General features: G+C 56.1%; 18 protein-coding genes. 3 read left to right on the forward strand and 15 right to left on the reverse strand.

Annotated elements, in window-relative coordinates; translation table 11 throughout:
• The 8 genes from APU02_RS00965 to APU02_RS01000 form a co-directional block, all read right to left on the reverse strand.
• Positions 1-972, reverse strand: a complete 972-nt coding sequence (locus APU02_RS00965; RefSeq protein WP_060568948.1) for a LacI family DNA-binding transcriptional regulator — start codon at positions 970-972, stop codon at positions 1-3.
• Between the two features lie 75 nt (positions 973-1,047).
• A complete protein-coding gene (locus tag APU02_RS00970; RefSeq protein ID WP_060568949.1) occupies positions 1,048-2,190 on the reverse strand; it encodes a Gfo/Idh/MocA family oxidoreductase in 1,143 nt (380 codons plus the stop codon).
• Complete coding sequence (locus APU02_RS00975; RefSeq protein WP_060568950.1) at positions 2,183-3,208, reverse strand: sugar phosphate isomerase/epimerase family protein; 1,026 nt, start codon at positions 3,206-3,208, stop codon at positions 2,183-2,185. The genes APU02_RS00970 and APU02_RS00975 overlap by 8 nt, the downstream gene beginning before the upstream one ends.
• A 15-nt stretch (positions 3,209-3,223) precedes the next feature.
• Positions 3,224-4,459 (reverse strand): MFS transporter, encoded by a 1,236-nt coding sequence (locus APU02_RS00980; protein ID WP_060568951.1) that lies wholly within the window; start codon positions 4,457-4,459, stop codon positions 3,224-3,226.
• A 227-nt stretch (positions 4,460-4,686) separates the two neighbouring features.
• Positions 4,687-6,075, reverse strand: a complete 1,389-nt coding sequence (gene pheP / locus APU02_RS00985; protein ID WP_060568952.1) for a phenylalanine transporter — start codon at positions 6,073-6,075, stop codon at positions 4,687-4,689.
• A gap of 102 nt (positions 6,076-6,177) precedes the next feature.
• Positions 6,178-8,151 carry a PhoX family phosphatase gene (locus APU02_RS00990; RefSeq protein WP_060568953.1) on the reverse strand — a complete coding sequence of 658 codons (1,974 nt, stop codon included), beginning with the start codon at positions 8,149-8,151 and terminating at the stop codon, positions 6,178-6,180.
• A 122-nt stretch (positions 8,152-8,273) separates the two neighbouring features.
• A complete protein-coding gene (locus APU02_RS00995; RefSeq protein WP_060569121.1) occupies positions 8,274-10,457 on the reverse strand; it encodes a TonB-dependent siderophore receptor in 2,184 nt (727 codons plus the stop codon).
• A 59-nt stretch (positions 10,458-10,516) separates the two neighbouring features.
• A complete protein-coding gene (locus APU02_RS01000; RefSeq protein ID WP_060568954.1) occupies positions 10,517-11,602 on the reverse strand; it encodes a YncE family protein in 1,086 nt (361 codons plus the stop codon).
• Between the two features lie 300 nt (positions 11,603-11,902).
• On the opposite strand from APU02_RS01000, the gene APU02_RS01005 reads away from it, so the two are divergent.
• A complete protein-coding gene (locus APU02_RS01005) occupies positions 11,903-13,078 on the forward strand; it encodes a DnaJ family molecular chaperone (RefSeq protein WP_060568955.1) in 1,176 nt (391 codons plus the stop codon).
• 189 nt (positions 13,079-13,267) lie between these two features.
• On the opposite strand, the gene APU02_RS01010 is transcribed toward APU02_RS01005, so the two are convergent.
• From APU02_RS01010 to APU02_RS01045, 7 genes are all read right to left on the reverse strand, one after another.
• Entirely contained in the window at positions 13,268-14,032 is a 765-nt protein-coding gene (locus tag APU02_RS01010; protein WP_060568956.1) for an EAL domain-containing protein, read from the reverse strand.
• 93 nt (positions 14,033-14,125) lie between these two features.
• Positions 14,126-14,713, reverse strand: coding sequence for a LuxR family transcriptional regulator (locus APU02_RS01015; RefSeq protein WP_060568957.1), 588 nt, complete (start codon positions 14,711-14,713; stop codon positions 14,126-14,128).
• 26 nt (positions 14,714-14,739) lie between these two features.
• On the reverse strand, positions 14,740-15,435 hold the full coding sequence (locus APU02_RS01020; protein ID WP_060568958.1) for a PilZ domain-containing protein: 696 nt from the start codon (positions 15,433-15,435) through the stop codon (positions 14,740-14,742).
• A 526-nt stretch (positions 15,436-15,961) separates the two neighbouring features.
• On the reverse strand, positions 15,962-19,111 hold the full coding sequence (locus APU02_RS01030) for a CusA/CzcA family heavy metal efflux RND transporter (protein WP_060568960.1): 3,150 nt from the start codon (positions 19,109-19,111) through the stop codon (positions 15,962-15,964).
• A gap of 11 nt (positions 19,112-19,122) precedes the next feature.
• Positions 19,123-20,385, reverse strand: a complete 1,263-nt coding sequence (locus APU02_RS01035) for an efflux RND transporter periplasmic adaptor subunit (RefSeq protein WP_060568961.1) — start codon at positions 20,383-20,385, stop codon at positions 19,123-19,125.
• Between the two features lie 32 nt (positions 20,386-20,417).
• Positions 20,418-20,750: a cation efflux system protein CusF gene (gene cusF / locus APU02_RS01040; protein WP_060568962.1), complete on the reverse strand. Its 333-nt coding sequence runs from the start codon at positions 20,748-20,750 to the stop codon at positions 20,418-20,420.
• 86 nt (positions 20,751-20,836) lie between these two features.
• Entirely contained in the window at positions 20,837-22,219 is a 1,383-nt protein-coding gene (locus APU02_RS01045) for an efflux transporter outer membrane subunit (protein ID WP_060568963.1), read from the reverse strand.
• 170 nt (positions 22,220-22,389) lie between these two features.
• On the opposite strand from APU02_RS01045, the gene cusR reads away from it, so the two are divergent.
• Positions 22,390-23,073, forward strand: coding sequence for a copper response regulator transcription factor CusR (gene cusR / locus APU02_RS01050; RefSeq protein WP_042285734.1), 684 nt, complete (start codon positions 22,390-22,392; stop codon positions 23,071-23,073).
• Complete coding sequence (locus tag APU02_RS01055) at positions 23,063-24,493, forward strand: Cu(+)/Ag(+) sensor histidine kinase (protein WP_060568964.1); 1,431 nt, start codon at positions 23,063-23,065, stop codon at positions 24,491-24,493. Before cusR ends, APU02_RS01055 begins: the two co-directional genes overlap by 11 nt.
• Positions 24,494-24,864 lie beyond the last annotated feature (371 nt).

The following is a 24,864-nucleotide window of genomic DNA, read 5'->3' on the forward strand; positions in this document are numbered from 1 at the left end:
TCAGGTACTGGCGCGCGAAACATAGCGCCAGTTCATCATCACCCTTTCCGTCGGCGCATCCGGATTATCGATCTTATTTAAGAGCAGCTCGACCGCCTTGCGCCCAATATCCCGCGACGGTTGTTCGATGGTGGTCAGTGAAACCATTTCCGCCACTTCCGTGCCGTCAAACCCTACCACGGCGATATCTTCCGGCACCCGCAGCCCGGCCTGTTCAATGGCGCGTAGCGCCCCTGCCGCCAGCGTGTCGGAAACAGCAAATACCGCATCCGGCGGGGTATTCTGGAGTAACGCTTGCATCGCCTTCCTGCCCGCGCCGGAACTGAGATCGCTGGCGTATTCCACCGCCTGGTAATCGAGATCGCGAAGGTGAATGACGCTCTTATAGCCACGCTCACGCAGGCGGGCGTATTTATAGCTCAGGTCATGGTTGATAAGCGCAATACGCTGCCGTCCGCTGTCGGCAAGCTGACTGACCACATGCTGCGAGGCATCAACGTCGTTAATTCCCACGCAGGAAACCGCGCCCGCATCGGCGTATTCCGCACACTGTACCCACGGCGCGTTGCCAATCATTTCCGCGAGTTCCGGCAGTTTCGAGAAGGCATCCATGGTGATAATGCCGTCGACGATTTTGCCGGACAGCAGGCTCAGGCCCGAACGGGAACGTTCGATATCGGAACCGGAATTGCACAACAGAATCCGGTAGCCATTTTTCTCCGCCTCTTCTTCAATGCCTTTGACCACTTCAGCGCAAAACGGATTCGCGATATTAGAGACCATCACCAGAATCATATAGCTTCGTGCGGTGCGTAACTGCCGCGCCAGCAGGTTTGGCTGATAGTTACTCTCTTTGATCGCCTGCAGCACCCGCTCGCGGTTTTTCGCCTTCACCGTATCGCTGTTATTGAGCACGCGCGACACCGTAGCCACCGACACGCCAGCCAGCCTGGCGATTTTCTGAATAGACATAACGACGACACATCCTGCGGTTAGCGTTTTGTGCAGGCTATCATAAATTTGTTGCCCGGCGAACCGGGCGACGTGTCATTGTTCAACGCGCACCCAGCGCTGCTGCTGATGGCTTTTCACAATGGCGTCAATGATATACATCACGTTAGCGCCGTCATGGAAGGTTGCGAACTGCGGCGCCTCCGGCATCGCTCCCGTCTGCACTGCCCGGTAGAACTGCGCCAGCATATTTTTGAAGGCATCCGGCCAGCCTTCAATGTGTCCACCGGGAAAGTGGGCGCTGTCGGCCACGTCAGGGTTCATCAGCCCTGGATCGTCGCTCAGCGTCTGATTGGCCTGCGCGCGATGGCCGATCCACAGCTGCTGCGGGATTTCCTGATCCCACGCCACTGACCGCTCGCTGCCATTTACCTCAAACGTCAGGCGGTTTTTGCGCCCGGCGCTCACCTGCGAGACGCTAAAGCTGCCTTTGCTGCCGTCGTCAAAGCGGAACAGCACCGAACCAAAATCTTCGGTGGTGACCCGCTTGTCTTCGTACTGCGCGTTTTCATCGTGGGAAAAGGTCTGGTTTCCCCCCACGCTGGCCTTACGCGTCGGCCAGACGATGGCGAGATCGGCCATCACCTCCGTAATGCGCCTGCCGGTGACAAACTGCACCGTGTCGCACCAGTGGGAGCCGATATCCGCCACCGCCCGCGATGCGCCGCCCAGCGCCGCATCCACCCGCCAGTTGTCGTCGGTTTCCAGCAGCATCCAGTCCTGCAAATAGCTGCCGTGCGAGGCAAACAGCCGCCCGATGCTGCCCGCGCGCATCATACTCGCCGCCTGGCGCACCATCGCAAACTGGCGATAGACGAAGCTCACGCCGTGCACCACCCCCGCCTGCTCCGCCAGCGCCACCAGCTCGCGCGCCTCGTCCGGGGTCATGCACAGCGGTTTTTCGGAAAATACGTGCTTACCCGCACGCAGGATCTTGCGGTTGATCTCCGCGTGCAGGTGGTTCGGCGTGCAGTTGTGCACCACGTGCAAATCAGGGTGCGCGAGCAGTTCCTCCACGCTGGCGCAGGCGTGCGGCACGTTAAGCTGGCGCGCCTTTTCCTGCGCCCGGGCAAACGATCCGTCGCAGAGCGCCACCACCTGCACAAAACCCAGGCGCCTGAGCGCTTCGATATGCGCCGGGCCAATAAACCCGCTGCCGATAATGCCGACGTTAATCATCGTTGCCCCCTGCGGCGAAATCATCAAACGCGCGTCCGGAAACGGGAATGATGTGGCGGCGGATAAACGCGCTGCCCTCCCTCGCGCCGGTATCGCCGTCCTTCAGGCAGCACTCCCACTCCAGCACCGCCCAGCCGTCGTAGTCGTACTGGGTCAGCTTGCTGAAGATGCCCCGGAAGTCGATCTGCCCGTCGCCGAGCGACCGGAAGCGGCCAGCGCGGTTGATCCACGGCTGATAGCCGCCGTACACGCCGCTGCGCCCGCTGGGGCGGAACTCGGCGTCCTTAACGTGAAACGCTTTTATACGCGTATGGTAGATGTCGATAAAAGTCAGATAATCCATCTGCTGCAACAGCATATGGCTTGGGTCGTAGAGTATGTTGCAGCGCGGATGGTTATCCACCAGCGCCAGAAAACGCTCGAAGGTCACGCCGTCATGCAGATCTTCCCCCGGATGCAGCTCAAAGCAGACGTCAACGCCCTGCTCGTCGAAGGCGTCCAGAATTGGCCGCCAGCGGTCTGCCAGTTCCTGAAACGCTTCCTGAAAACGCTGCTCGTTATGCGGCGGCCACGGGTAGAAAAACGGCCACGCCAGCGAGCCGGAGAAGGTGGCATGGGCCTTCAGGCCTAACCGGGAGGACGCCACCGCCGCCTGCTTCAGCTTTTCTGTTGCCCACGCCCGGCGCGCCGCATCGTTACCGCGCACGGACGCGGGCGCGAAGTGGTCAAACGCCTTGCTGTAAACCGGGTTTACCGCCACAAGCTGCCCTTCCAGATGGGTCGACAGTTCGCTGATGACCAGCCCATGCGCGGCCAGCTTGCCGGTAATGTCATCGCAGTAGGCCTGGCTTTCTGCGGCTTTCTCGACATCAAAAATGTGCGGATGGTTACAGGGGATCTGCACCGCCCTGTAGCCCTTCGCCGCTGCCCATTCGGCCAGCCCGTTAAGCGTGTTGAACGGCGCGTTCTCACCAATAAACTGCGACAAAAATATGCCGGGCCCTTTTATCGTCCTCATACCCCCTCCTGAACATTACGCCTTGTCATCGTCATACTTAAACGTGAGAAGGAAAATCAGCGCGATCGCCGCGGCAGCCACCGCCGGGATCCACCAGAATGTCACCCATGCCTGCGGCACGGTCTGCCCGGCCACCAGGCGGTTATAGAGCGCGCCGGAAATCTGCGAGCCGAGCAGCATGCCGATGCCGTAGGTAAACATTACGATCATGCTCTGGGCCTGGCCTTTGACCTTTTCACCGGCGACCCGGTCGGTATAGATAAAGCCGACAACAAAGAAGAAATCGTAGCAGACGCCGTGCAGCAGGATACCGAGATAGAGCAGGATGTGCCCCTCCTCGCTGACGCCCAGCGCGAACATGGCATAACGCACGAACCACGCCAGCATGCCGATCAGCAGCATCACCTTCACGCCCAGGCGGCGGAACAGCAGCGGGATGACCAGCATGAAGAAGATTTCGGACATCTGCCCGAAGGACATGGCGGTGCTGACGTCGGCAATGCCGGCATCCGCCAGATACGAGGCGGTGTAGGCGTAGTAGGTTCCCAGCGGGACGGAGATCAGCATCGCGCAAACGGAGAAGACGAAAAAGTGGCGGGTTTTGAGCAGCGCGAAGGCATCCGCGCAGAAGAGATCCCGCACCCTGACCGGCAGGCCTTTCGCCGGGGCTGGCGTGTGCGGCAGCGTCAGGCTATAGATCGCCAGCAGCACGGAGCTTGCTGCCGCCACCTGGAAAATGGTGACGCTGGACGCCACGCCGGTGACGCCGATAAAAATGCCCGCTACGATCCAGCCGATGGTGCCGAACACGCGCACCACCGGGAAGGTTTTATCCACGTTCGCCAGGCTGTGAAAGGCGATATTGTTGGTCAGCGCCAGCGTCGGCATGTAGCAGAGCGTGTAGCCAAACAGCAGGCCAATCAGCAGGGCGCCGTTTTCGGCAATCAGCGCGCCCGGCACGAACCACAGGATTGCCGCGCCGGCCAGGTGCATCACCGCCATCACCTTCTGCGAGGCGAAGAAGCGATCCACCAGCATCCCGAGCACGAACGGCGAAAGAATGGAGGCGATTGGCCCGGCGGAGAACGCATCGCCAATCAGCAAAGACATGTTGTGCCGGGTCATCACCAGGCCGAGCGTGACCGACCAGCTCCCCCAGATGAAAAACTGCAGAAACATCATCAGCGACAGACGCGGCACCAGCAGCCGGTGCTGTGTTATCGCCTTTTCACTACTTTCAGTTGACACCATGATAAGCCTCACCCTTAAAAGTAATCGATTACAAAATGCAACAAATAAAAAGTAATCGATTACAAATTAAAGATCCTGCGGATCGAAACAGAATTGGGAGGGAGGTCACGATAAAGGTGGAGCGGTACATTAAGGGCCCGGCAGGCGCAGTACCGCCAGGCTTAAAACGGGTGCGGCTGGGGGTCCTCACCCCGGCCCTCTCCCTGAGGGAGAGGGAGAAAAGCAGATCACTTTTTTCGGGATAATTTAAACGCCACAAACAGGAACACCACCCACACCGGCAGCAGCATCGCTGACAGACGCATCTCATCCATGGTGCACATCAGCACCAGAATCAGCGCCAGGAACGCGATACAGATATAGTTCCCCGCCGGATAGAGCAGCGCTTTAAACTGCGTCACGCGCCCCTTACGGCGCATGGCGGCGCGAAAGCGCAGGTGCGCCAGGCAGATCATGATCCAGTTCAGCAGCAGCGTGGCGACAACCAGCGCCATCAGCAGACCAAAGGCCTGTTTCGGCAGCAGATAGTTGATCAGCACCACCAGCGAGGTGATAGCGCCCGAAAGGAACAGCGAATTGACCGGCACGCCGCGACGGCTGACGCGGGTGAGGAATTTCGGCGCATTCCCCTGCACCGAAAGGCCAAACAGCATGCGGCTGTTGGAGTACACTCCGCTGTTATACACCGACAGCGACGCCACCAGGATAACGAAGTTCAGCGCCGACGCCACCACGTTGCTGTTCAGATCGTGGAAAATCATCACGAACGGGCTGCTGTCGGATTTCACCTCCACCCACGGGTAGAGCGCCAGCAGAACGACCAGCGAGCCGATGTAGAACAGCAGAATACGGTACACCACCTGGTTGACCGCTTTCGGTATGCTTTTGTGCGGGTCGCGCGCTTCGGCCGCGGTGATGCCAATCAGCTCCAGCCCGCCGAAGGAGAACATGATCACCGCCAGCGAGAGGATCAGCCCCTTCCAGCCGGTCGCCAGGAAGCCGCCGTGCTGCCACAGGTTATCGATGGTCGCCCGCTCGCCGCCGTGGCCGGAGAACAGCAGCCACAGGCCGAAGCCGATCATGCCGATAATCGCCAGCACCTTGATCAGCGCGAACCAGAACTCGGTTTCGCCGTACAGGCGCACGTTTACCAGGTTAACGGCGTTAATAATGATGAAGAAGGCTGCGGCCCAAATCCACGTCGGCACGTCCGGCAGCCAGTACTGCATATAGATGCCTGCGGCGGTCAGCTCGGCCATTCCCACCAGCACAAACATTACCCAGTAGTTCCAGCCGGAAAGGAAGCCTGCGAACGGGCCCCAGTATTTATAGGCAAAGTGTGCGAAGGAGCCTGACACCGGCTCTTCAACGACCATCTCGCCGAGCTGGCGCATGATCAGGAAGGCGATAATTCCCGCGATAGCATAACCCAGCAGAACCGCCGGACCGGCCATCTGAATGGCGGGGCCGATACCGAGAAACAGCCCGGTACCGATCGCGCCGCCAAGGGCAATTAACTGAATATGTCGATTTTGCAAACCACGTTGCAGCGTCGGATTCTGATCCGACGAGGCTTCAGCGCTACCACGGCCTGAAGCGGATGACGCGTCTTTCACGCCCTACCCCTGTCTCTTTTTTAGAAGGGGCACGTTTTAACACTTCAGGCAGGTGGTAGCAAGCCTAACGCCGGGCCACCGCATGCGCCCGGCGGATAAACGTCACGACCCGATGATCCCGCCGTCCGCTTTGGTAATCACCACCGTTGACGATCGCGGGCGGCCGTTCGGGCTGGCGTCAGGCCAGTTAGAGACGGCGCGCGGATTAGCCGGATCGGTAATATCATCCCCGCCCTCCCCCGGATGCTGAATATTAATAAACAGCGTGCGGTTGTCCGGCGTAAACGCAATGCCGGTGATTTCGCACCCGCGCGGGCCGGTCAGGAAGCGGCGATACTCATTGGTGCCCGGAATAGTTGCCACCATCTGGTTATTGCCCATCCCCTCGTACGCTTTCTTATTGATGGTGCTGGAGGAGACATCGGTCTGGATCCACAATACGCCCTGGTGATCGAACGACAGCCCATCCGGGCTGCCGAACGCCGCGCCCTGCATGGAGCCTTTAGACTTAGGATCGTCGCCGTCGGTGCGTCCTGCCATGACCAGGATATCCCACCTGAAGCGGGCGGCAGCAGGGTCTGCTCCCTCTTCGTGCCAGTGCATAATATGACCAAACACGTTGTTGGCGCGCGGGTTGGCGGCATCGACCGGCGCCTTGCCCTCTTTACCGCGATCGCTGTTGTTGGTGAGCGTACAGTAGACGCTGCCGCTGGCGTGCGGATCGACGGCTATCCACTCGGGGCGATCCATCTTCGTCGCCCCCACCACGTCGGCCGCCAGGCGGGTTTTAATCAGCAGATCGCCCTGGCTTTCGAAGCCGTTGCTTTTATCCAGCCCATTTTGCCCGAAGACCAGCGGCAGCCAGTCGCCGCTCCCCTCCTCGTTGAACCGGGCAACGTACAGCGTGCCGGACGTCAGCAGGTTCATATTGGCTTCACGGTTCGCGGGATCGTATTTTTTGTCCGAGACGAATTTATAGATGTACTCAAATTTCTGGTCGTCCCCCATATAGACCACCACGCGGTTATCGGCGGCGAGCGTGACGGCAGCGCCCTCATGCTTGAAGCGGCCCAAAGCGGTATGCTTGCGCGGCGTGGAGGTGGGGTCGTAGGGATCAATTTCTACCACCCAGCCGAAACGGTTGGGCTCGTTAGGGGTTTTATCGACGCTGAAGCGGTCATCCACCTCGTTCCAGCGGTAGGATTCATCGCTGTCGCTGATGCCGTAGCGTTTTTCCAGCGGGTTGAGGTCGGCTTTTTTGACAAAAATATCCGACCAGTTCTCCTCGCAGGTGAGATAGGTGCCCCACGGCGTATGGCCGTTGGCGCAGTTTTGCATCGTGCCCAGCACGCGTTCCCCCTGCGGGTCGGCGGCAGTTTTCATTAGGTCCTGATGCCGCGCCGGGCCGGTAAGCTGCATTGGCGTATTCACGGTAATGCGGCGGGCCAGGGAAGACGGTCGAACCACCTGCCATTCTCCGCCCGTTTTTTTCACTTCTACCACCGACACGCCCATCGCGTTCTGCCCCTTGCGGGCTTTGTCGAGACTCCAGTTCGCCGTACCGTCGGTAAACAGCATTCCGTTGTCGATGTATTCATGGTTCATCGCCAGCAGGCCATGCTCCGGGTTTTGCCCCCCCTGCGGCAGGCTGAACCACGCCATGCCGTCGTGGTGCATGCCCGCCTGCACGGCCTGTTCGTCCGTGGTGTTGCTGGCATCCGGCTTAAATGCCGGCATACTGTTTTTGATCCCCGTCGGGTCACCCCAGCGATAGAACGGGCGGGCAATATAGCCTTCCGGTACCCTTACCGTGTCTTCCGTTGAGACAGCGATACTGGTAAACCCAAGCGACACGGCCTTGGCCAGCGCGGAAGGCTTCGATACCGCGGCAACGGCATTTTCGGGTTTGATCAGAAAGGGGAATGAAACGGCAGCCCCCGCAACGGCGCCCGCCTGTAAAAAACGGCGACGGGAGAGAAATACCTCCGCCACCTCAGAGAATACCGGGTTAGCGCTGCGGTTGTTGATATCGTCACGATGTTCTTTTTTAAAAACGGATTTGAGGGGTCTGCCCATAGCGGCTTCCTGTCATTGGCCAAGAGGTAAGGAGTTGGCGAACAGTGTAAGAAGCTTTTGTTACATTTTTATAACAATGAGAGGAGTTGGGGCATCCCTGCCCCGGATAACGAGGTGGAACCTCAGAACTCGTAACCCACCGAAACCTTAAAGGTTCGCGGTTCGCCCTGCGTGATATAGGTGCCGGAATCGTCCACGCTCGCCCAGTAGTTCTCGTTGGTGACGTTATCAATACCGGCACGAACCACCATTTGATTCTGACTCTGGTTGACAGCAAAACGATAGCGCATACCGAGATCCAGCGTGGTGTAGTCATTAAGCTTTTTGCTGTTGGCCAGATCGGCATACTGCGAACCGGAGTGATTCACCCGCGCGGTGGCGGTAAGCCCTTCAACCGGTTTAATGTCATACTCCGCGCCGAGTACCGCATAGAAGTTCGGAACACCAATCGCCTCATTCCCCTGATTCACCCCGTTGTTGGTTTTGGTCAGCGTTGCCTGCAGCCAGGTGGCGCTGGCGTTCAGACGCAGCCCCAGCGTCGGTTCGCCGAATACGTTCAGCTCCACGCCGCGGTTACGCTGTTCTGCATCCAGCCCGTAATGTTTGGTTTCACTGTCGAGGATGGCCGTCGGCATTTTTATCTCAAACAGCGCCAGCGAGCCGCCCACACGGCCAAAGTCCGCCTTCACGCCGACCTCATTTTGCTTAGAATGAACGATGCCGGTGCTCTGACCGTAGTTAACGGCAGTGTTGGGCGCAGTTTTCCCCGGCTGTAGCGCTTCGGTATGGTTGGCGTAGAGCGAGATTTCCTCCCACGGTTTATAAACCACGCCATAGGTTGGCATCCAGCGGCTGCCGTCAAAACCGTCAGCGGGGTTTTCCGCCCCTGTCATTTTGTCATAGCCGCGAATCACCACCTTCTGATGGCGGGCACCGACGGTGAACAACAGTTTGTCGTCGAATACGCCCAGCGTATCGCTCAGCAACCAGCCTTGTGTGCGGGTACGCCCGCTGGTTCGGGGGTCGCTATAATCTCCCCCCTTCCCGTTCGAGTTTGTGCTGCCCGGAGCGGCCACCCCGCCGTTGTGATAAATATTGGTGTACGGATTCTCCGCCGTTTTCGACATTTTCCACGCGATCTTTTCGTTTTTGCTTTGCGCCGAATAACCAACGTTCACTTTGTGCGAAACAAAGCCAGTGTCGAACTGCCCGCGAAGGCCAGCCATTCCGCTCACTGTGTCGCTAATGCGATTGGTGTCGAGTCGGCTGACCATGGCCCTGCCGCTCTTGTCCAACAATTTCGGCGCGCTGTAGATGCCTTCTTCGTGGGCGTGCTGCGCGCCGAGACCGGTATACGCCGTCCAGCTGTCGGTGATGTCGTACTCGCTGCGCCACATCCCGAACGTGTTGTCGATATCGCTGTAGGCCCACTTCTGCGAGAAGTTGCGGTTATTGTCCGGGGGGGCAGGAATGAAATCGACCACGGAGATATTGACGCTGGTCGGGCTGCCGTGGAAGGTTTTTTTCTGATAGCCCAGATCCAGCGAGGTGCGGAAACGGTCGCCTTTGTAATCCAGACCGGTAGAAAGCAGCGTGGTACGGCGGCGGTCATCAGTAATGGTCGTTTCACCTTCGCGGTGAACCAGGTTCACGCGCGCGCCAAACTGGTCGTTGTCGCCAAAGCGACGGCCTGCATCGAGCGTGGCGCCAATCTGTGAATCGGAGGTGTAGTCCACGCCCACTTTCGCCTGCGGCGCGTCGCCCGCATGCTTTGGCTCAAGGTTGATCATCCCGCCCACGCCGGAGCTTGCCGCGCCGTTCATCAGGGCGTTTGCCCCTTTGAAAATTTCAATGCGCTCGACCATCTGGGCATCCACCACCTGACGCGGCAGCACGCCGGACAGCCCGCCAAAGGTCATGTCATCGCCGTCAAACTTCAGGCCGCGAATGCGGAAGGTTTCGGCGCTGTTGCCGTACCCCTGAACGTACTGTACGCCCGCGTCGTTAGCCACCACGTCAGCAATGGTTTTTGCCTGCTGATCCTCCACCAGCTTCGCGGTGTAGCTGATGATGCTGAACGGCACATCCATGGCGTTCTGCTGACCGAGCATCCCCAGCCTGCCGCCGTTAGCAACCTGACCGTCAAGAAACGCGGGCATCGGCGTGTCGCCGCCGGGAACGAAGTCGCCGCGCGTGGCCGCCTGCACTACGATGGTGTCTTCCGGGTTAACCGCCTTTTCTGCCGCCCATGCGGAGACTGAGAGCGCGCTGACCGTCAGCGCCAGAGCTGTTTTGGTGTTGTTCATGTGAATGCCATAGAAATAAGAAAAAACGGTGCCGGACAGCATCCTGCCCGGCCTTGTTATTATTTGTTCAGCGCAATGCGCACCACGCTGTCCGGCGCGTCGGTGGAATGGTCTTTATTGAATTTTTGCTTTACGGTGACGTAGAGGGTCTGACCATCCGCAGAAAGCAGCAGGCTGTTGGGATTCGGCGGCAGATCCCAGCTTTTTTTCAGGCGGTAATCAGTCGCGTTGAGGCTAAGCAATTTTCCGGATTCACGCTGGGTAATGTAGATCTCGTTACGTTTCGGGTTGAACGTCACGGCTAAGGAATCCCCCACGTCCAGTTGCTTCAGCACTTTGCCGCTGTGGATATCCAGCACCAACGTGGTTTTGGCTTTCGAGTTGTCGGTAACGAACAGACGACCGGTTTGCGGATCTTCCGCCATATTCAGCAGCAGAGCCGGTTTGTCGCCCAGTGGCTTCCAGCGCTTCTCGACGCGCTGATTGCGTGGGTTGATCACCAGGATCTCGCCGCCGCCGTTCGCGGCATAAATACGCTGCGTGGTGTCTGAGTAGTGCAGTCCGGTCATCCATTTACCGGTGTTTTTGATGCGGGTTTTCAGCTTCAGCGTACCGGCGTCCACCACCCAAATCACTGCCGGATCGGCAACCGCGCCCACATACAGCAGCCCGTTATGCAGTAGCACCTGACGGGCGCCGTAAGGGAAGCCTTCCGGGTTACGCTCCGGGAACAGAATCCGGTTTTTGACTTTGCCGTCTGCGGTATTGATTGCGCTCAGCCCGCCGTCCAGCGAATTTGTGACATAAACCGTTTTCCCCTCCGCTGACATCGCCATACCGAAGTTTTTCAGATCGGTATGGCTGCGACCCAGAGTTTGCAGGGTGTTAGCATCCAGCTTATAGACCACGCCGCCCTGCACGTCCTTAAAGCCTTCTGCGCTGGCGACGTACAGCGCATCGCCTGCCGGGTTTAGCGCCATTTCGTACAGGCCATCCGCCAGATCGCGCTTAATAAGATCCGTCGCAGCCGCTGACGCGGCCACATGTTCTGTCGTTGCCGGGGTCGCGGTGGCCGACGGCGTCGTGGCGCAGCCGGTTAACGCCGCCGCGATCAGCAGCGCGAGGACGGTGGTGGTCTTTTTCATGCCGGGTTCCTTACCGAAAGAGGCAATGCATTAAAATAATAAAGAGAATGAGAACTATACTTATTCTCTTTTTCATCGCAAGCAAATTTCGCTTAAAAAAGACCCTTTTTGAAACAGGGGTTCGGAATGTGAGGAGTCCCACCGAAAAATGGGCGAATCGAGAATTTCTGCGAATTATTCTGGACGAAAAGGCATGACAGACCACAAAATGCAGATTGCTGTTTTTTCCATAAATATCAAAAATATGACTTAACCTAAATCGCGTCATTCTTGGGATGGTTACGCCAGGCTACGGGTGTCATGAATAAGATCATTAAACGACTCGAAATCGTTAAAAGCGCTATCGAACTTGAAGATCAGCAGATTATCCAGCAGCAGCTTGTGCATTTAAAACAAGAGGCTGGCGATCCTGCTCTTTACGCCATTGCCCTCGCCATTGAATCGGGTCGATTCAGCGATGCCATGCGCGACATCGCCGCCTGGCTGCAAAATCAACGTGCCCTCACCCATTGGCAGGACCCGGCCATTGCCGCCAGCAAGCTGGAGCTTAAGGCACTGGAAGCCCAGTTGCGCGAGCTGATCGACACCCGTAATACCCGCATTCAGATCCTCGACGAATTTAATGACCAGTATCACCTGCGTCTTGGCCCTTTGATGAGCCGGATTCTGGCGTTGCGCCAACAACTGGCGGCCAGCGCCCGGCGCAAACAGGAAGTGGAACGTCAACGGCGTGAAAAGGATTATCGTGCCTGCCAGCAGTATATTTCGCTGGCTATCGAAAGGTTAGCGCAGCTCAAACTGCAATGGATGGCGATAAGTTCAACCTCCCGCGAAGCCGTAACAGTGCGAGAGCGTATTCAGCAGCAAACGGAACTGATTGCCGATCTGCTCGCTGAAATCCGCGAGCTGGAAAGCGACGCCACCCAACATGATGACGGCGCGGCCCGTCAGGCGCAGGAAGACGCGGCCCATGAATATCAGGAATACCAGGAACAGCAGCAGGACGCCCTGCACCGTTTTGCCCGCGACCAGCGTCTTTCCGCAGACGAACGCAGTGAGCTTAAGCGCCTGTGGCGACAAGCCAGCCGCCTGTGTCATCCTGACGTGGTCGCCGATGATCTTAAAGAGAAGGCGCATCAGATGATGGTGAAGCTTAACCTCGCGCGGCAGAATGCCGATCTGGCGGCAATTCGTTCGCTGCTTTCACAGTTGCAAAGCGGTCTGGAGCCGATGATGGCCAGCGACAGGCTGAATAATCTGGAACATTTGCAGAAAAAAATTCGCCAGTTGCGCAGCCAGATAGAAGCGTTACTGAAAGAGATTGCGGAACTGGAAGCGGAAAACGCCTGGCGTCTGGCGACATCGGTACAGGACAAAGAAGCGTATTTCGCTGAGCAGGAGCGCGCATTAGCTGCGCTTCGCGATACGCTGGAAGTGCAGGTAAAACACGTCGAGCAGGAACTGCTGGCAGGTTAACCGCAACGTTTTGTCGGTGTGTTACAAAATCCCTGCTGTTGGGTTGAAGCCCCGATAAACGCCTCAATTGGCTTTAAGAAAACGTTTTAAGCGGCATACGGCTTAGCGCAACTCTACGCAGAATCCCTCAGTGATGCAGAGGGATTTTTTTCCGTGGAGTCATCTGAACGCACAGCCATTTACTCTGTACTATGAATAACGTTTTAATAAGGCCGGTATCGCCTCCGGCGGGATCGGCGGTGAAAAATAAAATCCCTGGGCTTTATCGCAGCCCATCCCAATCAGCCAATCGTTTTGCGCTTCCTCTTCGACGCCTTCCGCCAGAGCCTCAACCCCAACGTTATGTGCCAGCGAAATTATCCCCTCCACCAGTTGCGCCGATCTCGCCCCTTCCGGCACCGCCGCAAGAAACGATTTATCCATCTTTAAGGTGTCAAAGGGATAGCGCAGCAAATAGTCAAGATTGGCGTGTCCGGTGCCAAAGTCATCCAGCGCGAAGGTGATCCCCAGCGCCTTCAGCTCACGCATATTTTTCGCCGCGATCTGGCATTCGTACAGAGGCTGTGTTTCCGTGACCTCAATTTCACAGCGCCGCGGGTCCAGACCGTATTTCGCAAGATTATGCTGGACCCGCGCGGGTAATTGCGGGTCACATAGTTCAAGGGCCGAGAAATTGATCGACAATGACAGGTATTCAGGCCAGCCTGCCGCCGTCTCCCACGGCGTTTTCGTCACCATCTCTTCCACGGCCAGGAACTGACCGCTGTTTTCTAACAGTGAAATAAACATATCCGGCGGCACCATTCCCATTTCCGGGCTGTTCCAGCGCATCAACGCCTCGAATGCGCAAATGCGTCCGGTGCGCAAATTAAAGATCGGCTGATATACCATATAAAGCTGCTGAGTCTGTTTCGCGCCTTTTAAGGCTTTCAGCACGGCGCCGGAATCTGCCACTTTTCCCTCCTGATGTTATCCTTCCATTGGGTACCACGCCGCGCGCATCGCCCTCGCGAAGTCGTACCTGAACCAGAAATATTACAGGCAAACTTACGACAGAAAGGATAAGCGATGGTTGAATCTGACTATCAATTTATTCAGTTCCGCAGAGTTTGCCAAACCCAGCTTCACAATAATTTTCATCTTATGCGTCTGGATGGTTTTGTAACTCAGGCTGACCAGGCTTGAGATCTCCTGCGGTGAATAACCGCCCACCAGTAAACGGAGAACCTGCTGCTCGCGGTCGGTGAGTCTTTTTTGTGAACGAAATAGCTGTGGGCTCCAGTACTCGCTCGCCAGTGTGGCCAGTCGTCGGTAATCCCGTAGCGGTGATTTATCCGTCAATACGATGGCCTTTTCAACATACAATAACTCGGTGCACAGTTTTGCCAGACGACTGTCAGCGATAACAACCACCGTATTGTCGTGAACGTTAAATCTGTTTTTATTTAAATAATTCACAAAGTCCGCACAGGCGTGTTTATGGCTGGTGAGATTAAAAATCATCGTACGATGGCGATAACGCGCGGCGTTATTGACCATAACCCGCCAGGGGACAGGCGTGACTTCAACATGTTTACTTTTTAAATAGTCAGAGATGCCCTGACCCACAAAATCTCCACATCCACTCATTAACATGAAAGCCTCCCTTCTGGTTTAAATTTTTATAAAGTTTTAAGCTTATTGCTCAACAAAATATTAATGATGACTTTTTCGACCCCGGACTCCTCACGAGGATGTTTGAATTGAAATTTGCAGGAGATTTGTTGACTGGCATAAAGCTGATTATTTTCGTCAAATTCTTGTATGGGTACGACGTTGACCACTCGGAGATCCAGGTGGAGCGAACCGAACTGTTCAAATTCAAGCAATGCCCCTTTGATTAGCGCGTCTTTATACAGAAATCGCGTATTCACACTCGGTGACATTAGCGCACAGCCGCCGCGGGAGATATTTTTGATTTGTAGACTGTAATTTTCGCCGTTTTTATAACGACCCAGACAATAAAAATGCTGGCCTTTCAGAAAGGAAAAGCGCTGATGTTGCCGACGTTGCACAAAAAAAATAACGTCAGGAATGTAATACGCTAGCCCGCCCTTCATGTTAGCCGTCAGCGAGGGACTAAACCTGGCGTTAAACTTAATAATGCCTCTTTCGCTATGCAGAATGAAATGCTGGATCGAAGAAGGAATAACCTCGCTGCGTTCAACAATAACGAAATAATCAAAGTCCACCTTTTCCAGCTGCGTGACCACACTGTTTTCCTTGAATTTCAACTCCAGTTTGGTTTTTCTGAGAAGTTCTTCACGAATAATGGCCACGATTTCAAATTTATTTTCCTTTGCCATTCCAAATCCCATAGTCAATCCTTATTTTTCGTAATCCAGATACTTCTCATTTAATTAAAATAAAAAAGAAGGAGAATTTTCCTGACTGATAGTTTTTGTTTACCATAAGGGATTCTCTTTCAGATATTTCGCACGATATTAAGTTTTTAGCTATTTTTATTGATTAATTGATTTGTAAAAACATTCAGTGAAGTGTAAAACTGGCCCACTTTATGCGTGCAAAAATCCCAACTTAACGAAAATTTCATTACAAAAAGGGATAATTCGGCTAAAAAACGAAGCACCATGAAATAAAAAAATGGACGAGGGGAACGGCTTTCAGTACGCGATAAACATCGCTGTTTTTCTGCGCAACACGCTGGTGAATATGTCCTCAGTCACGTCGAGCGGAATTAATCCGCTCTTTCAGGAGAAAATAAATACAAAAAATGATGAAAAAAACGCTTACAGGAGAGGAAAAACAGCGAGGGATTTCATTCAAACGAAATGAAGGTATCCGACCGGTGTGGTGACACCAGGTCGGATAATGTGAATAAGATTATCTCCTCCCTGCGGCGTGATGCCTGCGCAACCACATCAGCTTATAGGCGGCGGGAATAATAAACAGCGACAACAGCGGCGCGGTAATCATCCCACCAATCATTGGCGCGGCGATGCGGCTCATCACCTCTGACCCGGTCCCTGTGCCCCATAAAACAGGCAGCAGACCGGCAATGATAACCGCCACGGTCATCGCTTTCGGCCGCACCCGGAGTACCGCGCCGTGATAAAGCGCATCGTCGAGTTTCTCTGCCGTGAAGGTCTGCGGATTATTCAGCGCTGGCACGGCCTCTATGGCATGACGCAGGTACATCAACATCACCACGCCAAACTCAGCGGCGACGCCGGCAAGGGCGATAAACCCGGTTCCCGTCGCCACCGACAAATGGAACCCCATCCCGTAAAGAAACCAGATCCCGCCCACCAGCGCAAACGGCACGCTGGTAATGATTAACAGCGCCTCGCCAACGCGACGGAACGCCAGGTACAGCAGAACAAAAATAATCATCAGCGTCATCGGCACCATCATTTTAAGCTTATGATTCGCCCGCTCCAGCAGTTCAAACTGTCCGGAAAACGCGACGCTGGTGCCGGGCTTCATCTGCACGTTTTTCGCGATCGCTTGCTTGAGATCGTTCACCACGGAAACCATATCCCTGTCGCGGGCGTCGATGTAGATCCAACTGGTGGGGCGCGCATTTTCCGTTTTTAACATCGACGGGCCGGACGTGATGTTGACCTCCGCCACATCAGCCAGCGTGATTTGCTGTTTTAACGGCGTCAAAATCGGCAACTGCCGTAGCGCCTGCGGGCCGTCGCGATAGTTCTGCGGATAACGCAGATTAATCGGATAGCGGGCGATGCCCTCCACGGTCTCCCCCACCATCGCCCCGCCGATCGCAGAGGAGACGAACAGCTGTACGTCGCCGACCGTCATCCCGTAGCGCGCCGCTTTTTCCCGATCGATGTCGATATGGAGATAACGTCCGCCTTCCAGACGTTCCGCCAGCGCAGAGGTTACCCCCGGTACAGTTCTCGCGACGTTCTCGATCTGTTCGGCCATCGCGTCAATATCCGCCAGCACGTTGCCGGACACTTTGATGCCAATGGGACTTTTGATGCCGGTGGAAAGCATATCGATGCGGTTACGAATCGGCGGCACCCACAGGTTTGCCAGCCCCGGCAGACGAACGGTCTGGTCCAGCTGCTCAATGATTTTTTCCATCGTCATCCCCGGACGCCACTGATCCTGCGGCTTAAGCTGAATGGTGGTTTCCACCATTTCCAGCGGTGCGGAATCCGTTGCGGTTTCTGCTTTGCCGGTTTTGCCGAAAACCCGCGCCACTTCCGGCACGCTCATAATCAGCTTATCGGTTTTCTGCAACATGCTGGCCGCTTCCGCCGCCGAGATCCCCGGTAGCGTGGAAGGCATATACAGCAAGTCGCCTTCGTTAATCTGCGGTAAGAACTCGCCGCCCACTTTGCCGAGCGGCCAGACAACCGTCAGGACAGAAAGTAGCGCCAACAGCAGCGTGGTTTTCGGCCAGCGCAGCACGTTCAGCAGCAGCGGATGGTAAAGACGGATCAACAAGCGGTTCAGGGGATTGCGGCTTTCCGCCGGAATATTGCCGCGGATCCACAGCCCCATCAGCACAGGAATCACCACAATCGCCAGCAGCGCCGCACCGGCCATTGCCCAGGTTTTTGTGAACGCCAGCGGCCCGAACAGACGCCCTTCCTGGCCTTCCAGGGTAAAGATAGGGATGAAAGAAAGGGTAATAATTAACAGACTGATGAACAACGCAGGTCCCACCTCGACGGAGGCCTGCGTAATCACCTGCCAGCGCGTCTCGTTATCGATGTTTTTCCCCGGATGCTGATGCGCCCACTCCTCCAGCCGTTTATGGGCGTTTTCGATCATCACAATCGCAGCGTCGACCATTGCGCCAACGGCGATAGCGATACCCCCAAGCGACATGATATTGGCGTTAAGCCCCTGAAAATGCATCACAATAAATGCAATACACAATCCCAGCGGCAAAGAAATGATCGCCACCAGCGCGGAACGCAGGTGCCAGAGAAACAGCGCGCAGACCAGCGCCACGACAATGAACTCTTCCAGCAGCTTATCGCTAAGATTGTCGATGGCGCGGTCAATCAGCCCACTGCGATCGTAGGTTGTTACGATCTCCACCCCTTCCGGCAAACTGCGTTTCAGGATGTCCAGCTTGTTCTTCACGGCGGAGATAACCTCGCGCGCATTTTTCCCGGAGCGCAGGATCACCACCCCGCCCGCCACTTCGCCATCGCCGTTCAGTTCGGCGATCCCCCGGCGCATTTCAGGACCGATTTGCACCCTCGCCACATCGCGCAGATACACCGGCACGCCGTTTTCATTCGTCTTCAGGACGATATGATTGAAATCCTCCAGCGATTGCAGATAGCCGCTGGCGCGCACCATGTATTCCGCTTCCGCCAGTTCGACCGACGACCCGCCCGCCTCTTGATTTGACGTGCTCAGCGCGGCCTTTACCTCCGCCAGGCTGATGCCGTACTGGGCAAGTTTCATCGGATCAATGACCACCTGATATTCTTTCACCACCCCGCCGACCGAAGCCACCTCCGACACGTCGGGAATCGTTTTAAGTTCATATTTCAGAAACCAGTCTTGTAACGAACGCAATTCGGCCAGATCGTGCTTACCGCTGCGATCGACCAGCGCATATTCAAAGATCCAGCCAACGCCTGTGGCGTCCGGTCCCATTTCCGCGCTCACTCCGGCGGGAAGTTTTCCCTGCACCTGATTAAGATATTCAAGCACTCGCGAACGCGCCCAGTACGGATCGGTGCCGTCTTCAAAAATGACGTACACATACGAATCGCCAAACTGCGAGAAGCCGCGCACCGTTTTGGCGCCCGGCACGGACAGCATCGTGGTCGTTAACGGATACGTGACCTGATTTTCCACGATTTGCGGCGCCTGCCCTGGGTAACGCGTTTTGACAATCACCTGCACGTCGGAGAGATCGGGTAGCGCATCCACTGGCGTATTCACAATGGTCCAGGTTCCCCAGACGCCAAGGAAAAGCGCGCCAATGACGATCAGAAAACGGTTGGCGACCGAGCGGCGGATTATCCATTCAATCATCTGCGTTCTCCTCAGTGCGCATGCGCGGCGGGCGTGGATGTGTCAGGAGTGGACGCCGCTCGCATTCGATCCAGCGCGCCAGCGATATTCGCTTCGGAGTCAATCAAAAACAGACCGCTGGAAACCACGCTTTCCCCTTCTTGCAAGCCGGAACGGATTGCCGTTAATCCCTGCGATGACTGGAATACCGACACCCGTTTCGGCACAAAGCGCCCTTCGTTATCAACCGTAATCACCCGCTGTTCGCTGCCGGTGTCGATCAGCGCTTTTGTCGGGATCAGCAGCATTGGCTCGCTTTGGCTGTTGAGGCTAAGAAAAGCGTTCATGCCTGGCTTCAGCGCTTCGTCGGGGTTGTCCACTTCCAGACGCAGTTGCAGGGTACGGGTTGAGGCATCCGCACTCGGCAACAGCGTCCATTTGCGGAAGGTGAAATGCATGTCGGGACGGGCCGGTATGGTCAGGGAAAACTGCGAGGCGTCTTTAATCAGCCACGCAATGGACTCCGGCACGGCAGCCGTTACCCAGACCGGATTCATTCCCTGAATCTTCGCCACCACATTATCTTTGCTGATGTTCATTCCGGCGCGTAAATCAAAGGCGGTAATCACGCCGTCGATCGGCGCGGTGAGGGTGAAGCGGGTCTGAATCTTGCGGGTGGTAATCAGGCGGCGAAGATCCGCTTCCGGCATGCCGGCCAGCCGCAGGCGTTCAAGGATCCCCTCAACCTGGCTGGCGGTTCCGCCTGTCTCCTTCAGCAGCAGATACTCACTTTGCGCTTCCACCCAGTCAGGAATGGTCAGCTCAAGCAGCGGCGCGCCCTTTTTCACTTTATCGCCGACGGTCAACGGCCAGACTTTTTCGATAAACCCGGCGGCGCGCGCCTGCATAATCGCATACTGATATTCGTTGTAGCTGACGTTCGCCGGGAAAGTCTGCGCAAAGGTCAGCGCCCCCCGGCGAACGACCCCGGTTTTCACGCCGAGGTTTTGCGTCTGTGTGGGGTCAATCCGCACGCCCGGCGCGGCGGCGTTTGCGCTTTCTTCATCGGCGTATTTCGGCACCAGGTCCATATCCATAAAGGGCGATTTCCCCGGCTTGTCGAAGCGGGTATTCGGGTACATCGGGTCGTACCAGAACAGCACCTTGCGGGCGTCGTTTTGTGCGGTAGACGACGCATCGTCAGGCCCGCGATCGGCTGTGAAATACGCGTAACCGCCCACGGCGATAAGTCCGCCAGCCAGCATGCAGCCGATAATCAGCGCGATATTTTTCATGAGGTCATGCCCAACGTTGAAATAAAGAAAAATTACTGACGCTTAATGTCCTGCAATAACGAAAGATTCCCCTGCTGGACAAAATGAAAGGTGACGCTATCGCCTGGCGTGATCCCGTTAAGCTGCGTTTGCGGCGTGAGGGTAAAGCGCATGGTCATGGCCGGCCAGTTCAGCGCCGGGATCGGCTCGTGCGCAATGGTGACCTTCTTGCTTTCCCCGTCTATGGCTTTGACGACTCCCGTTGCGCTCACCACCGGGCTGTGTTCAGCGGCAATCATCCCGTCATGATGATGTTCACTGGCCTGAACATGGGCTGCCAGCACAGAGAAAACCGTTACTACGACTGCTTTAAAGAGATTGTTCATAAGTCACCTTTCAGAAGGAGTGAATTTTGCCGGACGGCGACTGGCGCCTGAACCGGCTACAGGAGGCCTGGCCCGCGGCGGGGGATTTATTCCACCCAGCCGCCGCCGAGGGCGGTATACAGTTTGATTTCGTTAACCTGGCGGGCGTAATTGAGGTCCAGCAACGTTTGTTGGGTTGAAAACAACGAACGCTCCGCGTCCAGCACGTCGATGTAACTCACCGCACCGTGGCGATAGAGCGCTCTGGCGCGTTGCAGGGTAATGTGCAGCGACGCGAGGTAGCGTTGCTGGCCGCGAATCTGCCCGGCCAGACTCTGGCGCAGCGCCAGCGCGTCAGCGACCTCTTTAAACGCGTTCTGGATTTTTTGCTCGTAATTGACCACCGACTGCTGTTGACGGATCTCGGCCAGATCGAGACTGGCCTGATTACGACCGGCATTGAAAATCGGCAGCTCCACCTTTGGGATGAAGCTCCACATGCCGCCCGCCGCGCTGAATAAGTTCGTCAGATCGCTGCTGCTGCCGGAAATGCCGCTGGTCAGGCTAATGGAGGGGAAAAACGCCGCCCGCGCCGCGCCAATATTGGCGTTCGCCGCCATCAGCGTATGCTCTGCCTCCATAATGTCCGGTCGTTGCAATAAGATGTGCGACGACAGCGCAGGCGGCAGGGTTACAGCATGGAGATCGCCCTCGCCAGCGGCGTTTTCCTCCGGTAGCCGGGCATAGGCGCCCAGCAGAAGCTGTAACGCGTTATTGGCCTGCGCCAGCTCCCCCTGACGTTTGGCGATGTCGCTGCGGGTGCTTTCAATAACGCCGCGCGCCTGTTCCAGCGCCAGCACATTACTGGTACCGGTGACCAGTTGCTTTTCCACCAGCGCATAAGAACGCTGATAATTGCCTAACGTTTCTTCGGCAACCCGAAGTTGAGCCGCCGCAAGTCGCTGACTGAAATAGCTTTGCGCCACGTTCGAAACCAGCAAAATATGGACCGCCCGACGGGCTTCTTCGCTGGCAAAAAAGTTCTGTCGGTCGGCTTCGCTCATGTTTTTCAGCCGACCAAAGAAATCCAGATCAACACTGAGATTCAGTCCCGCGTCGTATTCGCGGCTGGTTCCGCTGTCGCCCTTGAGATTTCCGCTCCAGCTTCCGCTGCCTTCTGCGTTCAACTGCGGGTAGCGGTCGGCGTCGGTGACCCGGTACTGCGCCCTCGCCTCCTGCACTTTCAGCGTCGCCATGCGTAAATCCCGGTTATTACGCAACGCCTCGCTAATAAACGTTTTGACTTGAGGATCAACGAAAAACTGCCGCCAGCCGCTATCCTGATAGTTCGCAGGCGCGGTCATCAGACGGTTGTGGCTCAGCGAAAACTGCTGCGGCACCGGTAAGGCCGGGCGCTGGTAGTCCGGCGCCAGCGAGCATCCTGTCAGCAGCAGCGCCGTGCTGAGGGTAAAAAACCTGAATGTGCACATAAGCCTGATTAACATAAGGAAAGATGCGGGTAACTTTACCTGGCGCTCTCTGTTCAGGCGGTGACAGCAAAATGACAAAGCTGTCATTTTCCCGGAAGGCGATTGCTATCCGATCTGACTTCTCTAGAATTGGGAGACGCCACGTAAACAGGCGGCGGAAGGAGGATGCGTTGAAGATACTGATCGTCGAAGATGAGAAAAAAACCGGGGAGTATCTGACCAAAGGGCTGACGGAAGCGGGCTTTGTGGTCGATCTTGCGGATAACGGCCTGAATGGCTATCACCTGGCGATGACCGGCGACTACGACCTGCTCATTCTCGACATTATGCTACCCGACGTTAACGGCTGGGATATTGTGCGTATGCTGCGCGCTGGCGGAAAAGGGATGCCGATTCTGTTACTCACGGCGCTCGGCACCATTGAACACCGGGTGAAGGGACTGGAATTAGGCGCGGACGATTATCTGGTTAAGCCGTTCGCCTTCGCCGAGCTGCTGGCGCGCGTCAGAACGCTGCTGCGGCGCGGCGCCGCGGTGATTGTTGAAAGTCAGTTTCAGGTGGCGGACCTGAATGTCGATCTGGTCAGTCGCAAAGTCAGCCGGAGCGGAATGCGGATCACTCTCACCAGCAAAGAGTTTACCCTGCTTGAGTTCTTTCTCCGTCACCAGGGCGAGGTACTGCCGCGCTCGCTGATCGCCTCCCAGGTGTGGGATATGAATTTCGACAGCGACACCAATGCCATCGATGTCGCCGTGAAACGTCTGCGCGGCAAGATTGATAATGACTTCGAACCCAAACTGATTCAGACCGTGCGCGGCGTGGGCTACGTGCTTGAGGTGCCGGATGCGCAGTAAGCGACCTTTTTCCCTGGCGACACGCCTGACTTTTTTCATCAGCCTTGCCACAGTCGCCGCTTTCTTTGCCTTCGCCTGGATCATGATCCAGTCGGTAAAAGTCCATTTTGCCGAACAGGACGTGAACGATCTCAATGAAATTAGCGCCACGCTGGAGCGCATACTCAGCCATTCCGATGAACCGGAATCCCGGCGGCTGGAGATTGTGCAAAATGTGGTTGCTGGTTATTCAAACGTCCTCATTGCGCTGGAGGACACCCGCGGGCGGGCGCTTCTGCATTCGCCTGGCGCGCCGGACATCCGGCAATTTCTCGCCACCGCCGAGCCGGACACCACCGTTCCCGGCGGCAACGTTTGGCTGATCAACGAGCCAGCGAAGCAAATGACCGGACACGGCACCCACGCCAGCTGGCGCATGATCCGCCTGCCGGTCGGTCCGCAGATTGACGGTAAACCGGCATATACTCTGTACATGGCGTTGTCGATCGACTTTCACCTCCATTACATTAACGATCTGAAAAACAAGCTGATCATGACCGCGTCGATCATTAGCCTGCTGATCGTCTTTCTGGTTTTATTCGCGGTCTATAAAGGACACGCGCCGATTCGCCGCGTTAGCCGACAGATCCAGAACATTACCTCGAAAGATCTCGACGTTCGCCTTGACCCGCAAAATGTCCCCATTGAGCTGGAACGACTGGTGCTCTCTTTCAACCACATGCTGGAACGTATTGAAGATGTCTTTACCCGCCAGTCTAATTTTTCTGCCGACATCGCGCATGAGATCCGCACGCCCATCACCAACCTGGTGACGCAGACGGAGATTGTTCTTAGCCAGCCGCGAACTCAAAAGGAACTGGAAGAGGTGCTCTATTCCAGCCTTGAGGAACTGAGCCATATGGCAAAAATGGTCAGCGACATGCTGTTCCTGGCCCAGGCGGATAACCACCAGCTTATTCCAGAGAAAAAAGCGCTTAATCTGGCCGAGGAAGTCAGTAAGGTGTTCGACTTTTTTGAAGCGCTGGCAGAGGAGCGTGGCGTCACGCTGCGCCTTGAGGGCTGCCCGTGCCATGTTTTCGGCGATCCGGGAATGTTGCGCAGAGCGCTGAGCAATTTATTATCAAACGCGTTGCGTCATACGCCTGGCGGCGAAACCGTCATCGTCAGGCTAAAAGAGATTGACGATCGGGTGCGCATTGAGGTTGAAAACCCGGGAACGCCGGTTGCGGCGGAACATCTGCCGCGTCTGTTTGATCGTTTCTATCGCGTGGACCCCTCCCGCCAGCGCAAGGGCGAAGGCAGCGGCATAGGCCTGGCGATCGTCAAGTCGATTGTAACGGCGCATCACGGAAAAGTGTCGGTGACGTCTGACGCCCGCGCGACCCGCTTTACGCTGAGTTTGCCGAAAGCGCTGCGCTGACAGGTCGCTACCGGTGGCGTCAGCGCTAAGAATCCTCCTAAATCAAAGGAGGCAATGGCGGTGAATTTTTAACCCACACAAAATTTTAACACTTCATACACATAATGATATTGCCCGGCGGACGATGTCCAACACGTCACGGCTCCTGACGTCACTGTTTTTCCTCCGCCCGCCTTTTCGTCAACCTATGACCACGCCAATGCGGTTACGCTAAATAATTCCACCTGGCGCACAATTTTTATTCTTCTTTGAAACAAAAAATCCGAAAAAAAAGGCATATCTGGCCGCTGACTATTTATCCGGCAAATTATTAACAGAATAGCGTTATTACCGTCAGAATTTTGTGCGTGTCCGATCACGGTCATTATTGT

This window comes from Citrobacter sp. 50677481, assembly GCF_001463265.1.
In the GTDB taxonomy this organism is placed as follows: Bacteria; Pseudomonadota; Gammaproteobacteria; order Enterobacterales; family Enterobacteriaceae; genus Citrobacter_A; species Citrobacter_A sedlakii.

What these genes read in the sequence shown, in the direction of transcription:
- APU02_RS00965 (WP_060568948.1), bottom strand. Translation starts at nt 972, where the DNA reads ATGTCTATTCAGAAAATCGCCAGGCTGGCTGGCGTGTCGGTGGCTACG.
- APU02_RS00970 (WP_060568949.1), bottom strand. Translation starts at nt 2,190, where the DNA reads ATGATTAACGTCGGCATTATCGGCAGCGGGTTTATTGGCCCGGCGCAT.
- APU02_RS00975 (WP_060568950.1), bottom strand. Translation starts at nt 3,208, where the DNA reads ATGAGGACGATAAAAGGGCCCGGCATATTTTTGTCGCAGTTTATTGGT.
- APU02_RS00980 (WP_060568951.1), bottom strand. Translation starts at nt 4,459, where the DNA reads ATGGTGTCAACTGAAAGTAGTGAAAAGGCGATAACACAGCACCGGCTG.
- APU02_RS00990 (WP_060568953.1), bottom strand. Translation starts at nt 8,151, where the DNA reads ATGGGCAGACCCCTCAAATCCGTTTTTAAAAAAGAACATCGTGACGAT.
- APU02_RS00995 (WP_060569121.1), bottom strand. Translation starts at nt 10,457, where the DNA reads ATGAACAACACCAAAACAGCTCTGGCGCTGACGGTCAGCGCGCTCTCA.
- APU02_RS01000 (WP_060568954.1), bottom strand. Translation starts at nt 11,602, where the DNA reads ATGAAAAAGACCACCACCGTCCTCGCGCTGCTGATCGCGGCGGCGTTA.
- APU02_RS01005 (WP_060568955.1), top strand. Translation starts at nt 11,903, where the DNA reads ATGAATAAGATCATTAAACGACTCGAAATCGTTAAAAGCGCTATCGAA.
- APU02_RS01015 (WP_060568957.1), bottom strand. Translation starts at nt 14,713, where the DNA reads ATGTTAATGAGTGGATGTGGAGATTTTGTGGGTCAGGGCATCTCTGAC.
- APU02_RS01020 (WP_060568958.1), bottom strand. Translation starts at nt 15,435, where the DNA reads ATGGGATTTGGAATGGCAAAGGAAAATAAATTTGAAATCGTGGCCATT.
- APU02_RS01030 (WP_060568960.1), bottom strand. Translation starts at nt 19,111, where the DNA reads ATGATTGAATGGATAATCCGCCGCTCGGTCGCCAACCGTTTTCTGATC.
- APU02_RS01035 (WP_060568961.1), bottom strand. Translation starts at nt 20,385, where the DNA reads ATGAAAAATATCGCGCTGATTATCGGCTGCATGCTGGCTGGCGGACTT.
- cusF (WP_060568962.1), bottom strand. Translation starts at nt 20,750, where the DNA reads ATGAACAATCTCTTTAAAGCAGTCGTAGTAACGGTTTTCTCTGTGCTG.
- APU02_RS01045 (WP_060568963.1), bottom strand. Translation starts at nt 22,219, where the DNA reads ATGTGCACATTCAGGTTTTTTACCCTCAGCACGGCGCTGCTGCTGACA.
- APU02_RS01055 (WP_060568964.1), top strand. Translation starts at nt 23,063, where the DNA reads ATGCGCAGTAAGCGACCTTTTTCCCTGGCGACACGCCTGACTTTTTTC.